Origin of the sequence: Methylorubrum sp. Q1, assembly GCF_004683995.1 — a bacterium.
Taxonomy (GTDB): Bacteria; Pseudomonadota; Alphaproteobacteria; order Rhizobiales; family Beijerinckiaceae; genus Methylobacterium.
The window spans coordinates 1-13891 of sequence record NZ_SRHQ01000001.1; the positions used below are offsets into that span (position 1 = coordinate 1).

A 13891-nucleotide genomic window follows, 5' to 3' on the forward strand; every position below is an offset into this window, starting at 1 on the left:
TACCGTGACCCGGTAGAGCATCGTCCCGAAAGGTGGCCACCGGCTTTCGGAAAATGACGATGCAAGAACGAAATCCTAGCGCATCGTCCGGATGGCGTGTGGGTGCGGACGGGCCTTGCACGTCCCCTCCCCCGCGAAAGTCCGCCCCGTTTCGTCGAGATGGCGACTTGCCAAAGGCTCGGCCCGCGTCATTCCATGCAGCGAAGGTGATGTCGGATACGCGGCCGTGCCGGTCCCGAAACGGGAGCCGGCACAGGATGGCCGTCCTGACAGACGACAACGGTCCGGACCGGCAGACCTTGGCAAAGGGGCAGCGGGCTGGGAAAGAGGCGCCATGACGGTCCGACGCCCCCTCGCCCTCGGTTCGGCCTCGCTCGCGCTCCTGGCCGGGCTCCTGCTCTCGGCTGTTCCGGCCATGGCGGAGGTCAAGGTCGGCGTGGCGGTGCCGCGCACCGGCCCCTACGTCACCGTCGGCGCGCAGGTGCTGCGCGGGGTCGAGGCGGCGGCGCGGGATGCCAACGCGAAGGGCGGCATCGACGGCGAGCCCATCGTGCTCGACGTACAGGACGATTCCTGCGATTCGAATCAGGCCGTAGCCGTGGCCAACCACTATGTGAACTCGGGCGTACGGCTCGTCGTCGGCCATGTTTGCTCGAATGCGTCGCTTGCGGCCTCCGATGTCTACGCCGCCAACGGAATCGTGATGATCACCGCGGCCTCGGTCGCCGCCAAGCTGACCGACCGCGGCCTGCCGACGATCTTCCGGGTCTGCGGCCGAGACGACGACCAGGCCAAGCTCTCGGCCGCGATCCTCGCCGAGCGGTTCCGCGACCGGAGGATCGCCATCCTCAACGACCTCTCGCCGGCCTCGCGCACCCTCGCGGCGGCGACGAAGGACAACCTCAACCGCATCGGCGTCAACGAAGCGATGGCGACGGCCTTCCAGCCGAGCGATGCCGACGACGTGGCCCTCGCCGACCGGCTGAAGGCCGCGAATATCGACGTGGTCTATTACGGCGGCGACGCGCAGGAGATGGGCCGGCTGGTCCGCATCTCGGCCGAACGGGGCTTTCGCCCGCAATGGTTCGGCACCTCGGCCATCGCCACGCCGGACTTCGCCAAGATTGCCGGCCCTGCCAGCAACGGCGTGCTGATGACCTTCTATCTCGATCCGAGCCGCAAGCCGGAGGCGCAGGGCGTGGTGGCCGAGTTCAAGGCGCAAGGCGTCGAGGCGGACGGCTCGATGATCTACGGCTATGCCGCGCTCCAGGCGCTGGTGGAGGCCGGCAACTTCGCCCACAGCACGGAGCCCGCGCCGATCGCCAAGGCCCTGCACGGCGAGCGCTTCGATCTCGTGCTCGGCCCCGTCGGCTTCGACGCCAAGGGCGACATCACCGCCCAGGGCTACGTGCTCTACGTCTGGCGCGACGGCAACTTCACGCCGGCCAAATCGAACTGAGGCGGAACGTTAAAGCATCATCCCGAAAGGTGGTTGTCGGCTTTCGGAAAAAACATGATGCGAAAACAACAGCCTCAAGCATCGTCCCGAATCAGGCATCCAGGATGATGCTTTAGTCCCGCAGGGCCGCATCCACCTCGGCGCCACGGCCGAGGTCGCGCATCACCTGATCGAGATGCGGGCGCTTGCGCAGTTGCAGTGCATGCAGGCGCCGCACCGCCTCGCTGAGGCTGCCCTGCCGACCGAGCATCTCGTCGGCAAACGCGATCATGCGCGCGTTCGGCCACGCCTTCTCCCGCTGGGCGTGGAGGCGGGCGATCAGGTCTTGCGCCGGCGTATCGGGCTCGGCCTCGGCGAACAGGGTCGCGAGCGCCGCGGTCGAGCGCGAGATGCCGACATGGCAGTGGACGAGGATATGGATCTCGCCGCCATCGGCAATGGCGTCGCGGCCGAAGGCGAGGATCTTCTCGACGTCCTCGCGCTCCGGCAAGACGACGCCCGGCGCCGGCTCGATGGCGTCGTGGAAGCGTAGGATGGTGCGCCGATGGATCCCGTAGGCGCTGAACGCCTCCGGGTCCGCCCGGTCGGGATCGAGGATCGACAGGACGTGGCTGACGCCTCGGGTCTGATGCTCGACGAGTTCGTCGAGGCCGCAGACGGTGTGGAGGTGGAGCTTTTCGGTGTTCACGCCGAGCCTGCTATCACGCCGCGCCGCGCGATGCGACGGGGCGTGCCCCGGTTTCCGGATGGCCGGCTTCACGTGTATGGCAACGGTCGGCCCGCGGAAGGGCGGTCGAGCGATCGGGACGAGCCGGGAGATCCATGGAAAAGCCCCTGCCGAAGTCCGTGCCAGAGTCCGTCCAGCGCCGTGCCCTGTTGACCGCCGGCCTCGGCGCCGGATTGAGCGCCGCCGGATCGCTGGCGAGCCCGGCCCAGGCTCAGCAACCGACGCCGGAGCTGCGCTGGCGCCTCACCTCGGGCTATGCGCGCAACCTCGACATCCTGTTCGGTGCCTGCGAGAGCCTCGCCAAAGCAGTGGCCGAGGCGACCGACGGGCGCTTCCAGATCCAGGTCTCGGCCGCGGGCGAGTCGGTCCCCGCCGAGGGGCTGCTCGACGCGGTCGGAAGCGGCAAGACCGAGATGGGCCACGCCCCGGCCAGCTTCGGCATGGCGAAGAACGCCGCCTTTGCCCTCGCCACCGCGATGCCGTTCGGGCTCAATGCCCGCGGCCAGAACGCGTGGTGGCTCCAGGGCGGCGCGGCGGAGCTGTTCGCCGAGATCTTTGCCAAGAACGGATTGGTGGCGCTGCCCGGCGGCAATACCGGGGCGCAGATGGGCGGCTGGTTCCGCAAGGAGATCAAGACGGTCGGCGACCTCCAGGGGCTCAAGCTGCGCATCGGCGGGCTCGGCGCCACGGTGCTGGCCAAGCTCGGGGCGGCCGTGCAGGCAACGCCGGGGCCGGAGATCTACGCCGCGCTGGAGAGCAAGGCGCTCGATGCGGCCGAATGGATCGGCCCGCACGACGACGAGAAGCTCGGTCTCCAGAAGATCGCGCCGATCTACCACTATCCCGGCTTCTGGGAGGGTGGCGCCCTCCTGCACTTCTGGATCAACGCCGACGCCTGGAAGGGCCTTCCCAAATCCTACCGCGCCCTCCTGCAGGCGGCGGCCGCGCAGGTGAATGCCGACGTCCAGGCTCGCTACGACGCGCGCAACCCGCAGGCCCTGCGCCGGCTCGTCTCGGGCGGCGCGCAGCTCCGCCCCTTCCCGCAGGATGTGATGGAGGCAGCCTTGAAGGCGTCGAACGAGGTCTACGCCGACCTCTCGGCCAAGAACCCGGACTTCAAGCGGATCTACGACGCAATGAAGACCTTCCGGAACGAGGAATACCTCTGGTTCCAAGTGGCCGAGTACACCTACGACAACTTCATGATCCGTGCCCGCGCCCGCGGATGATCGGACCTGAACTCAAGACAAAAAAAAGCCGCCCGTGAGGGCGGCCCGAAGTCTAGGGAGGAAACGCCCAAGGAGGGCAGCGGGAGGCAGACGCCGTCTGCGTTCCCGCAATGCACAAAATGATCTTCGCCCTGGATTTTGCAAGTCGCTTGGTCGGCAATGATCACGTTTGCGCGTGTGGAGGCACACGTCGGTCGATGTCTGTCACTCAAATGCCGCAGACGGGTTCGAGCCGGGGACGCAATGGATCGCGGCCATCTATGCAGTAGATTGAGTCGCGCCCATTGTTTTCGTACACGACAGATCCCTGAACGGGTTGGCGATTTCTGATCCGCAGCCAGCGACGAAGGGCACGTCGGGCCGCGCCCGATGCAACGTTTTTGACGCTGATGCATTCCCCGCCCCGACGGGACGTCGGACCCGCGAAACGGAAGGCGAGGCCCGAATCGCCGCGACCGGCGGCCTCGGCGGAGACGGACCGAACCGAAGCAGCCGAGACGGGGCATTTTCGAGCGATGGCGATCCAACCGGCCCGCATCCGGGTGCTGAACGACGTGAAGCCGTCCGAGGGCGCCGATTACGTCCTGTACCTGATGCAGCAGGCCATGCGCGTCCCGTTCAATCCGGCGCTGGAACTCGCGATCGAGGAGGCCAACCGCCTCGAACTCCCGCTCCTCGTCTGCTTCGGCCTGCTCGACGGTGCCAATGGCTTCCCCGAGGCCAATGCCCGGCACTACGCCTTCCTGCTGCAGGGGCTCGCCGACGCGGCCGCCGCCCTGGAAAAACGCGGCATCGCCTTTCTCGTGCGCCGGGCGACCCCGGCCGAGGTCGCCGTCGACCTCTCGGACAAAGCCGCGCTGCTGGTGCTCGACCGCGGCTACCTCGCGATCCAGAAGCGTTGGTACGATGAAATCGGACGCGCGGCGCAATGCCGGATCGTCCAGGTCGAGGGCGATGTAGTGGTGCCGGTCGAGACCGCCTCGACCAAGCACGAATACGCCGCGCGCACCCTGCGCCCGAAGCTCCGGAAGCTCTGGGACGATTATCTCGAACCCGTGAGACCGCGCACGGTCGATCACCCGTCCGAAGGGCTGATCAAGCGGCTGAAGCTGAAGGCTGGGCTCGACGTCTCGGATTCGAAAAAACTTCTCGCGAAGCTGACGCTCGACACCACGGTCGGCCCGGTGAAGCGCTTCCGCGGCGGCTACACCGAGGCCGCCGGGCATCTCAAGCGCTTCGTAAAGGACGCGTTCGCCGGCTACGGCGCCGGCCGCAACAAACCGGAGGCGGGGGCGGCCTCCCACATGAGCCCCTACCTGCATTTCGGGCACATCTCGCCGGTCGAGATCGCACTGGCGATCCGCGCCGCCAAGGACGGCGACCCCGACGACCGCTCGGCCTATCTCGAGGAGCTGATCGTCCGGCGCGAACTGGCGATGAACCACGTCTTCCACATGCAGGGCTACGACGACTACGCCCGCGCCGTGCCCGACTGGGCCCGCAAGACGCTGGCCGAGCATGCCGGCGACGAGCGCCCGAAACTCTATTCCGATGAGGATCGGGCGGAGGGGAAGACCCACGACCATTACTGGAACGTCGCCATGCGCGAGATGCGCGAGACCGGTTACATGCACAACCAGCTCCGCATGTACTGGGGCAAGAAGATCCTCGAATGGTCGCCCTCGCCGGAGGAGGCGTTCGCCCGGACGCTGCGACTCAACAACCGCTTCTTCCTCGACGGGCGCGACGCGAACTCCTTCACCAACGTCGCCTGGATCTTCGGGCTGCACGACCGCCCGTGGCAGACCCGGAAGATTTTCGGGAGTGTGCGCTACCAGAGCGAGAACTCGCTCAGGAAGTTCGACGCGAAGGGCTACGAGCGGGCGGTGACGCGGCTGTGCGAGGAAGAGAAGGATTGAGGCGAAATCCGACGACGTGCGTCGCCTCCGAGGCTCCTACCGGATGGGCTGGCGCAGGATCGTCTTTAGTTTGGCGGGCTCCGTCTTGCGGGGATCGCTGAGATAGATCTCGTGATGCGGGCCGTTGAAGGTCACGCCCCGGCTCGGCATGACCTCGTCGTGGAGATGCTTCAGCGTCGGACCTTCGTCGTCGTATCGCCCGATGTGCAGGATCTGGAGCGCGCGGCCTTCCAGGTAGGGCTCGAATCGCAAGGAGCCCGGCGATGTGCCGCGCTTGCGCTCTGCCCGCATCACCGCGCTCTCGAACATCGCATGCGTGACGAAGTCGGGAGCCGCGATCATGACGGTCCAACACCACCGGTCCTTCTCACGCCGGACGAAGCTGGAAGGATCGTCCGACCACCAGAGGGCTTCCAACGGCGGCACCACGTAATCGCATCCGAGCGCCTTGGCGGCGAACTTCATGGCGTAGCTCACGCCGTAGAGCGACGTGACGGCCGTCCGGTAGGCGCTTGCGGTGTTGGGATCTCCCTCGCCATCGACCTTGACGAAGCTCAACGGCGGCACCGAGACTTCCGAGAAAGCGCTCGTCGATGCGCGATACAGTTCCTTGTAGCGCACTTTCAGATCAAATTTGCTCATGAGCAACCGATGACCATCTTCGATGAAATATTTCGCCTCAGTCCCTCAATCCGCTACGTCTCGATCTATGCCGACGCGACGGTGCAGATGAGGCAACGAGGGGATTTGCCCAATGCGTCCTCGCCCGAGTCCGACAAGTACGAGGAGCTGTTCATCAATCCCGCGCTGCTGAAATTGGCAAAGCAGCGCGGCATTGTCGATTGCGGCGGCGCACGCTACGTCATTGTCGGCTACGGTCATTTTCATCAACTCGTCATCGACCGACCGAACGGCCACGTCTCGGTCTGCTTTGATCTCGGCGAAAATCCCATTGTTTACGTCGATCGGATCCTTTCGCTCCTCTAACTTTCGAGCCCCCTTGGCGGCGGGCCGCGCAGCATCCGCCTACCGCTTCAAACATCCCATCAGCCCATCCACCTGACCCATCCGGCTCTGGATGCGCCCGGCGATCGCCCGCACCCCGCGGGTCGGCTTGCCGGCGCTGCGCAGGATCGGGTTCGGCAGCACGGCGGCAAGCAGGGCGGCCTCGCCCCGGGTCAGGTCGCGTGCGCTCTTGCGGAACCAGTGGCGGGCGGCGGCCTCGGCCCCGAAGATGCCCTCGCCCCACTCGGCGACGTTGAGATAGATCTCCATGGTCCGGCGCTTGCCCCAGACCGCGTCGGCCATCACAGCGAGCGGGATTTCGAGCCCCTTGCGGATGTAGGAGCGGCCCGGCCAGAGGAAGACGTTCTTGACCGTCTGCATGGTGATGGTCGAGGCGCCGCGGCTCGGGCCCTCCTCGTCGTCCACCACGTCGCGCAGGGCGCCCCAATCGACGCCGTTATGCAGGCAGAAGCGCTGGTCCTCGGAGGCCATCACCGCCTGGACCAGGGCCGGTGCGATCGCCTCCAGCTTGACGCTGTCCCGCTGCGCGCCCTGGAGCGTCAACCAACGACCCAGCATCAGGGTTGAGGGCGGGGTCGCCACGCTATAGACGAGCGCGAGCGTGAGCGTGAAGGCAAGAATGGCAATGGGAGCGAGCGTGATCAGGGTGGCGGCGCGCCGCAGCCCGGTTCGACGCCTCGGGGCGGGATTCCGCGGCACGGGGGTCCTCGCGATGGGCTTCGACGAAGGAATCCTCCGCAGGTCGCGCCCGTGCCGTTCCGCCTCGCTCTCCTCCGGCACCGCCACGTCGCGTCCGCCCCTCCCCGATCCAGGCCCCTTCCGATGACCTCAACGCAGGCTTCCCACCCCTCGGTCAAGGCGGACGCCTATACGGGTGACTTTACCCACAGGCTCGCTCAGGTCGCCGACACCGTCGAGACCTTCCTCGTCGATCTGCTCGGGCCGACGCTGCAGGCCGGCGAGATCGCCCGCCCGCCCCGGCTGATGGAGGCGATGCGCCACGCCGTGCTCGGCGGCGGCAAGCGCCTGCGGCCTTTCCTCGCCATCGAGACCGCGCGGATGCTCGGCGGGGCCGAGGATGCCGCGCTCGCGGCCGGCGCCGGTGTCGAACTCGTCCACTGCTACAGCCTCGTTCACGACGACCTGCCGGCCATGGACGACGACGACCTGCGCCGCGGCAAGCCCACCGTCCACAAGGCCTATGACGAGGCCACCGCGATCCTCGTCGGCGACGCGCTCCAGACGCTGGCCTTCGAGGTGACCGCCGATCCGCGCTGGCAGCCCGATCCGGCGATCCGGGCCGAACTCGTGCTCGGCCTCGCCCGCGCCTCCGGGCTCGGCGGCATGGTCGGCGGCCAGCTCCTCGACCTCTCGGCCGAGGGGCGCTTCGGCCCGGCCACCATGGATATCGACGACACCCTGCGGATGCAGGCGATGAAGACCGGCGCGATCCTCGCCTTCTCCGTCGAAGCGGGCGCTCTCGTCGGCGGCGCGAACGTGGACGAGCGGGCGGCACTGCTGCGCTACGGCAAGGCGCTCGGCCAAGCCTTCCAGGTTGCCGACGACATTCTGGACCGCGAGGCCTCGCCGGAAGCGATGGGCAAGGCCACTGGCAAGGACAAGGAGGCCGGCAAGGCGACGCTGGTCGAGCGCCTCGGCCTCGACGGCGCGCGGGCGGAGTGCGACCGGCTGGTGGCGGTTTGCGAGGAGGCGGTCGCCCCCTGGGGCGAGCGGGCCCAAGTGCTCAAGGACGCCGCCCGGTTCACCGTGGCGCGCAAGGCCTGATTCCTTACTCTGGTCGCGGCGGGTCCGCCGGCCGCACGCCGTGGAAGCGGTGCCGCTGGTCAGGCGGCACCCGGGCGCAATCCTCGCGACGGCCGAACACGCGGTAGCGGGTGCGCGCGACGAGGCCGTAGAGGCGGTCACGCCACGGCTTCGGAACGATTGCGAGGACCCGGAACCAGCGCCACGGCGCCTTGAGATGCCGCGCCACGGCGAGCGCGGCATCCGAGCGCGTCAGAGACCGGCCATCCTCGACCAGCAGGAAGGTGCCGTTGAGATCCGCGGCCGTGAAGCCGTGGCGGGCGGCGAGGTCGAGCCCCTCGCCGGACCACGCGCCCATGAAATGCAGGCTGTGGTCGCGCTCATGCGCCAGCACGAAGCGCAGCATCCCGGCGCAGAGCACGCAATCCGTGTCGAAGACGAGGATCGGCGGCATCGGCCGGGGTGCCGAGGCCGTCACGCCGCGCTGACGACCACTTCGACGAGGTTCGGCCGACCCGAACGGATGCCCGCCTCGACCGCCCCGGCGATGTCCCCGGCCCGCTCGATCCGCAGCGACGGCACGCCCATCGACGTGGCGAGCGCCAGGAAGTCGATGCGCGGCTCGGTGAGGTCCATGGCGATGAAGCGGTTCGCCCGCACCGAGGCGTAGTGCGTCTGCGATTTCATGAACTGCTTCAGGATGTTGTACTCGGCGTTGTTGATCACCACGAAGGTCACCGGCAGCCCCTCGTGCGCGGCGGTCCAGAGCGCCTGGGGCGAGTACATCGCCGCACCGTCCCCGACGATGCAGACCACCGGCGCCCGGTCGAGCCCGAGGGAGTAGCCGACCGAAGCCGGCATGCCCCAGCCCAGCACGCCGCCGCGGATCGAGGAATATTGCCGCGTCCAGGTGCTGTGCAGGATCGTGCGCAGATGCCCGAGGGTCGCGGGCGCCTCATCGACGATGGCGACGTCGGAGCCGACGGCGCGGGCGATCTCCCAGGCGGCGACGAGGGGATGGATCACCGGATCGGCGAAGGCCGCCTCCGCCTTGGCCGCCAGGGCGGCACGCCGGGCGTCGTAGGCTGCCACCGCCACCTCGCGCCGACGCGCATAGGCCTCCGCCCGCGGCGCCACCCGCGCCTCCAGCAGCGGCAGCAGCACGTCGAGGGAGGCTCCGACATTGCCGACCGTCGACAGATGCGTCGCGTAGGTGCGCCCGAGATCGCGCGCATCGGCCGAGAGCTGAAACACCTCGGTACCGGGCGGCACCGCCGACCCTTCCGTGTAGAGCACGGTGATCAGGGACTTGCCGCCGAGCGCGAACACGGCATCGTACTGTCCGAGGATCTCGGCGATGCCGCTCGCTTTGGTCGGCAGGTTGCCCATCCAGAGCGGGTGGGCTGTCGGGAACGGGATGTGGGCCGGCCAGGAGGCGCCATAGACCGGCGCCGCCAGCATGTCGGCGAGCCGCACCGCCTGCTCCGAAGCATCGCTCGCATCGACCTCGTCGCCGGCGATCAGGGCCAGCCGCCCCGGAGCGAACGCGGCCAGCCGGTCCGCGAGCCGGTCGAGGGAACCGGCCACGGCGCGGTGGTCGATGGTCGAAATCTCGCCGAGCGGCGCGTCGGTCATCGCCTCCATCACGTCCATCGGCAGGGACAGGAAGACCGGACCGGACGGGGCGGCCATGCAGTCGTTGAAGGCGCGGCGCAGAAGGATCGAGAGCTGGTTGGCGTGGGTGACCTCCCGCGCCCATTTCACGGTCGGGGCGGCGATCGTCGTCAGGTCGCCGAACAGCAGCGGATCGGTGATGACGTGCCGCGAATCCTGCTGGCCCGCCGTCACCACCAGCGGCGTGCCAGAGATCTGGGCGTTGAGCAGGTTGCCCATGCCGTGGCCGAGGCCGCCCGCCGTGTGCAGGTTGAGGAATCCTGGCCGACGCGCAGCCTGGGCATAGCCGTCGGCCATGGCGACCGCGCTCGCCTCCTGCAGCGCCAGCACGTAGGCGATGTCGGGCGCGTCCGTCAGCGCATCGATCAGCGGCAGCTCGGTCGTGCCGGGATTGCCGAAGACGTACCGCACCCCCTCGCTGCGCAGCACCTCCACCAGCACGTCGGCGCCGCGCCGCTCGGCCAGGGAGTCGAGTGTCGTGACCGTCATGGTCTTCTCCTAACGCGCCTTCTGGCTCCTAGAGCATCGTCCCGGATACAGGATCCCGGACGATGCTCTAGGCTCTTGTTTTCGCATCATCTTTTTTCCGAAAGCCGGCAACCACCTTTCGGGACGATGCCCTAGACCCAACGCGCAATGCCCAGGCCGGGACGATGCCCGGCCCGCAGCGGAGCGCGAGGCTCACAGGATCGACGGCGGGACGGGGGACATCCATCCCTCTGTCGAACGACCGGCCGGAATCGTTACGGGTCAGGGGGCGGCGCGCGGCCGCACCGTCCAGGTCGCCCAGTAGACCGGCCGCCCGTAGAGCGAGGAGGCGTCGCTGCCGTCGATCCGCGGTGCCCGGCGGTCGAGCCAGGTCAGGAAGCCGCCCTTGTCGGGGTAGATCGTCGGCGCGTCGAGGTTGCCGTAGCGGTCGGTCATCCAGCTAAAGCCGTCACGGGTGAACCGCCCCAGCGCGTCGCCGCCGGAGCGCAGGCCGAGATAGGCGGTGGAGTGGCCGGCCGCGACGGGCTCGGCATAGAGCGTCAGGGCGGTGAGGCTGCCGGGCGAAAGGTCGGCGGTGTAGTGCAGGCAGATGTCGGCGACGGGTCCACCCGAGACGGTGACCGGCCGCGAGCAGGAATAGGCCACGGCCCAACGGTCCATGCCCCGCGCCTTGGCGACGCGCATCTCGGTCTCGGCCGGCAGGCTCTCGATCAGCGTGACGGGCGCCGACCACGTGCGCTCCGCCAGCGGGTCGCGGCTCGTGCGCAGGTAGAGCGCCATGCGCCGCCGGTTCCGCGGCGCATCGCAATCGGCGGGCAGCACGTCGGTGTAGAAGTAGTGGTAGACGCGATCGACCACGCTGATCGACCCGGTCAGGCCGCGCGCTTCGAAATCCGGCGCGGCGCAGTTTCCCACGATCGGCTTGCCGGTGTCGTCGAGGACCGGAGCGGGCTTCATCGCCGCCGGCCGGGCGCGCCCGCGCCGACGCCCCTGACCTTCGGCAGCGGGCGCCCCGAACGGCCGCCATTCGGTGCCGGGATCGGCCTCGACGCGCAGATCGAGGCTCTGGAAATCGTAGGTGCGCGCCTGGACCAGCACCCGGCGACGGCCCTCCCCGGACGGCTCCGTCGCGGTGGCGAGGATGGCGTAGTACGGGTCACCCGCCCAATCGCGCCCCGCGACCATCATCGCGTTGCCGGACGGATCGTCCTCCGGCGTGGAGGCCTGGGCGCGGAAGGTCATCTTGTCCGCCGGCTTGTCCCCATGCCTCGCCTCGCGCGCCGCCCGGCGGGCCTCCCGCCGCGCCTGACGGGTCGCCCGGCTGCGGCGGCGCGGCTGTTCGGCCCGCGCCGAACCGGCGCCCTTGAGGCCTTCGCTCCAGAAGCGCGGATCGGTCGGCGGCAGCATCGTCGCCAGCGTCTCGATCTGCCGGCCGATGCGCACGGCGCCGCCCGCCGCAGGATCGGTGGCCCGCAGGTCGGTCGGGCAGGCCTCCTCGCCGCGGCGACCACTCGGTCGACTCCCCTGGCGCGGCGGCTCGGCCCGGTAGATCACCTGAAGCGGGCCCGGCGGCCCGGTATCCTTGAGCCGCAGAATCTGCACGTCGTGGACGAAATGGCAGGGCGACGGGACGGCGTAGACGCCCTCGGCCTCGTCGGGCGAGCGGCAGATTTCCAGCGCGCCGCCCCCAGTGAGATAGCAGGCACTGGCGCCGCCGCGCGGCGCACCGGCCTGGGACGGTCCCGTCAACGCCGCGAGCACGACGAGCGGCACAGCGATGATCCGCATCCCGCGTCGAGCGGGCTCGGCCTCGGGCGAGAGGGGGCCGCGTCCGGCGGCGATGGGGTCGGGAAGGCGCGGATTGTGCACGGCGCAACCTTAGCCCTTCCGGCCCACGCTCGGAAAGCACTCCCGGCAACCCTTCCCATCACGATCAGGTCGTTTTCGGCACGCGAGAACCGAACATGGTGAAAGGATTGGCTCACCAAGACGGATTATCGTGGGCCTCCGTTCGATAATGAGGGCATTCCATCGATGAGCAGCGGTCTCTCGGCACCGGCCGGTCTGTCGGAGGTCTCCCGCCTCGCGACGTTGCTGGCCGATCAGGCGCTCGACGCGCAGATCATGAGCCGTCCCATTCCCGACGATCAGGTCCAGGCCCTGCTGGACGCCGCCGTGCTCCTCGACGAGTACGGCCAGGAGATCCCGCCCCTGCTCGGGCAGATCGTGCACGAGATCGGCTCGTCCGCGCCCGAGCGCGCCGTCCGCCCCGCCAAGCGCCCGGAGGAGGATGAGGTCGGGCGCATGGCCTGGATGCTGCGCCCGTTCCGCTCGGGCAAGCGCGCGGGTTAGGCGGAGGTTCGGTCGCCCACGGAGCGAGCGACGGACTTGCGGGGGCCGGGCCGCGCCGATAGAGCGCGGGCAACGTGGCGCGTGCCATCAGCCCGGATTTCAGCCCCATGACCACCTACAAGCTTCTGCTCCTGCCCGGCGACGGCATCGGCCCCGAGGTGATGGCCGAGGTCGAGAAGGTGGTGGGCTGGCTCAAGCGCGCGGGCCTCGCCGATTTCGAGACCGAGCGCGACCTCGTCGGCGGCGCGGCCATCGACGTCCACGGCAAGCCGCTCGCCGACGAGACGCTCGCCCGCGCCGACGCGGCCGACGCGATTCTTCTCGGTGCGGTCGGCGGGCCGAAATGGAACGGCGTGACCTACGACATCCGCCCCGAGGCGGGGCTGCTGCGCCTGCGCAAGGATCTCGGCCTGTTCGCCAACCTGCGCCCGGCGATCTGCTACCCGGCGCTCGCCGACGCCTCCGCCCTCAAGCGCGAGCTGGTCGAGGGCCTCGACATCATGATCGTGCGCGAGCTCACGGGCGGTGTCTATTTCGGCGAGCCGAAGGAGATCACCACGCTCGAGGACGGCTCGAAGCGGGCGGTCGACACGCAGGTCTACACCACCGCCGAGATCGAGCGGATCGCGCATGTGGCCTTCGACCTCGCCCGCAAGCGCTCCGGCCGGGTCGCCTCGGCCGAGAAGAACAACGTGATGAAGACCGGCGTCCTGTGGAAGGAGGTCGTCACGCGGGTTCATGCCGAGCATTACAGCGAGGTCGAGCTGGAGCACGTGCTCGCCGACAACTGCGCCATGCAGCTCGTGCGGCGCCCCAAACAGTTCGACGTGCTCGTGACCGACAACCTGTTCGGCGACGTGCTCTCGGATGTCGCGGCGATGCTGACCGGCTCGCTCGGCATGCTGCCCTCCGCCTCGCTGGGTGCCACCGACGCGCGCGGCACCCGCAAGGCGCTCTACGAGCCGGTCCACGGCTCGGCCCCCGACATCGCCGGCAAGGGTTTTGCGAACCCCATCGCGATGATCGGCTCGCTCGCCATGTGCCTGCGCTACTCCTTCGGCCTCGGCGACGCCGCCGACCTCGTGGAGGGTGCGATCACCCGGGCGCTGGCCGCCGGCGCCCGCACCCGCGACATCGTCGGCGAGGGCCAGACCCCGATCAGCACCGCCGAGATGGGTGACGCGATCCTGCGCGAGCTGGAAGCGCAGGCCGGCTGACATAGCGACTTCCAACCGATCGCAGTCGTGTCCCC

At 68.9% G+C, this 13891-nt stretch carries 13 protein-coding genes; 7 read left to right on the top strand and 6 right to left on the bottom strand.

The window, feature by feature from the left end:
• The first annotated feature begins 334 nt into the window (after positions 1-334).
• Positions 335-1459: a branched-chain amino acid ABC transporter substrate-binding protein gene (locus E4V01_RS00005; protein WP_060769981.1), complete on the top strand. Its 1125-nt coding sequence runs from the start codon at positions 335-337 to the stop codon at positions 1457-1459.
• 112 nt (positions 1460-1571) lie between these two features.
• Here E4V01_RS00005 and E4V01_RS00010 read toward each other — a convergent pair whose 3' ends face one another.
• On the bottom strand, positions 1572-2147 hold the full coding sequence (locus E4V01_RS00010) for a tyrosine phosphatase family protein (protein ID WP_135296964.1): 576 nt from the start codon (positions 2145-2147) through the stop codon (positions 1572-1574).
• Positions 2148-2281: 134 nt separating this feature from the next.
• On the opposite strand from E4V01_RS00010, the gene E4V01_RS00015 reads away from it, so the two are divergent.
• Positions 2282-3415, top strand: a complete 1134-nt coding sequence (locus E4V01_RS00015; RefSeq protein ID WP_193763113.1) for a TRAP transporter substrate-binding protein — start codon at positions 2282-2284, stop codon at positions 3413-3415.
• 515 nt (positions 3416-3930) lie between these two features.
• Complete coding sequence (locus tag E4V01_RS00020) at positions 3931-5334, top strand: deoxyribodipyrimidine photo-lyase (RefSeq protein WP_135296965.1); 1404 nt, start codon at positions 3931-3933, stop codon at positions 5332-5334.
• Between the two features lie 36 nt (positions 5335-5370).
• Here the strand turns inward: E4V01_RS00020 and E4V01_RS00025 are convergent, their stop codons facing one another.
• Positions 5371-5976, bottom strand: coding sequence for a GyrI-like domain-containing protein (locus tag E4V01_RS00025; protein ID WP_135296966.1), 606 nt, complete (start codon positions 5974-5976; stop codon positions 5371-5373).
• A 9-nt stretch (positions 5977-5985) separates the two neighbouring features.
• Here E4V01_RS00025 and E4V01_RS00030 point away from each other — a divergent pair, with 9 nt between their 5' ends.
• On the top strand, positions 5986-6321 hold the full coding sequence (locus tag E4V01_RS00030) for a hypothetical protein (protein ID WP_135296967.1): 336 nt from the start codon (positions 5986-5988) through the stop codon (positions 6319-6321).
• A gap of 39 nt (positions 6322-6360) precedes the next feature.
• On the opposite strand, the gene mtgA is transcribed toward E4V01_RS00030, so the two are convergent.
• Complete coding sequence (gene mtgA, locus E4V01_RS00035; protein ID WP_060769976.1) at positions 6361-7146, bottom strand: monofunctional biosynthetic peptidoglycan transglycosylase; 786 nt, start codon at positions 7144-7146, stop codon at positions 6361-6363.
• 36 nt (positions 7147-7182) lie between these two features.
• Here mtgA and E4V01_RS00040 point away from each other — a divergent pair, with 36 nt between their 5' ends.
• Complete coding sequence (locus E4V01_RS00040; RefSeq protein WP_135296968.1) at positions 7183-8145, top strand: polyprenyl synthetase family protein; 963 nt, start codon at positions 7183-7185, stop codon at positions 8143-8145.
• Positions 8146-8149: 4 nt separating this feature from the next.
• Here the strand turns inward: E4V01_RS00040 and E4V01_RS00045 are convergent, their stop codons facing one another.
• From E4V01_RS00045 to E4V01_RS00055, 3 genes are all read right to left on the bottom strand, one after another.
• On the bottom strand, positions 8150-8578 hold the full coding sequence (locus E4V01_RS00045) for a thiol-disulfide oxidoreductase DCC family protein (protein WP_060772265.1): 429 nt from the start codon (positions 8576-8578) through the stop codon (positions 8150-8152).
• A gap of 20 nt (positions 8579-8598) precedes the next feature.
• Positions 8599-10287, bottom strand: coding sequence for a thiamine pyrophosphate-binding protein (locus tag E4V01_RS00050; protein WP_060769974.1), 1689 nt, complete (start codon positions 10285-10287; stop codon positions 8599-8601).
• A gap of 261 nt (positions 10288-10548) precedes the next feature.
• Entirely contained in the window at positions 10549-12075 is a 1527-nt protein-coding gene (locus tag E4V01_RS00055) for a hypothetical protein (protein WP_135297191.1), read from the bottom strand.
• Between the two features lie 246 nt (positions 12076-12321).
• On the opposite strand from E4V01_RS00055, the gene E4V01_RS00060 reads away from it, so the two are divergent.
• Together E4V01_RS00060 and leuB are read left to right on the top strand one after the other, a co-directional pair.
• Entirely contained in the window at positions 12322-12639 is a 318-nt protein-coding gene (locus E4V01_RS00060; RefSeq protein WP_060769972.1) for a hypothetical protein, read from the top strand.
• A 107-nt stretch (positions 12640-12746) separates the two neighbouring features.
• Complete coding sequence (gene leuB / locus E4V01_RS00065; protein WP_060772264.1) at positions 12747-13856, top strand: 3-isopropylmalate dehydrogenase; 1110 nt, start codon at positions 12747-12749, stop codon at positions 13854-13856.
• Positions 13857-13891 lie beyond the last annotated feature (35 nt).

Excerpts from the sequence above, each read along its gene's own strand:
- E4V01_RS00005 (WP_060769981.1), top strand. The coding sequence starts at position 335 with ATGACGGTCCGACGCCCCCTCGCCCTCGGTTCGGCCTCGCTCGCGCTC.
- E4V01_RS00015 (WP_193763113.1), top strand. The coding sequence starts at position 2,282 with ATGGAAAAGCCCCTGCCGAAGTCCGTGCCAGAGTCCGTCCAGCGCCGT.
- E4V01_RS00020 (WP_135296965.1), top strand. The coding sequence starts at position 3,931 with ATGGCGATCCAACCGGCCCGCATCCGGGTGCTGAACGACGTGAAGCCG.
- E4V01_RS00025 (WP_135296966.1), bottom strand. The coding sequence starts at position 5,976 with ATGAGCAAATTTGATCTGAAAGTGCGCTACAAGGAACTGTATCGCGCA.
- E4V01_RS00030 (WP_135296967.1), top strand. The coding sequence starts at position 5,986 with ATGACCATCTTCGATGAAATATTTCGCCTCAGTCCCTCAATCCGCTAC.
- E4V01_RS00040 (WP_135296968.1), top strand. The coding sequence starts at position 7,183 with ATGACCTCAACGCAGGCTTCCCACCCCTCGGTCAAGGCGGACGCCTAT.
- E4V01_RS00045 (WP_060772265.1), bottom strand. The coding sequence starts at position 8,578 with ATGCCGCCGATCCTCGTCTTCGACACGGATTGCGTGCTCTGCGCCGGG.
- E4V01_RS00050 (WP_060769974.1), bottom strand. The coding sequence starts at position 10,287 with ATGACGGTCACGACACTCGACTCCCTGGCCGAGCGGCGCGGCGCCGAC.
- E4V01_RS00055 (WP_135297191.1), bottom strand. The coding sequence starts at position 12,075 with ATGCGGATCATCGCTGTGCCGCTCGTCGTGCTCGCGGCGTTGACGGGA.
- E4V01_RS00060 (WP_060769972.1), top strand. The coding sequence starts at position 12,322 with ATGAGCAGCGGTCTCTCGGCACCGGCCGGTCTGTCGGAGGTCTCCCGC.
- leuB (WP_060772264.1), top strand. The coding sequence starts at position 12,747 with ATGACCACCTACAAGCTTCTGCTCCTGCCCGGCGACGGCATCGGCCCC.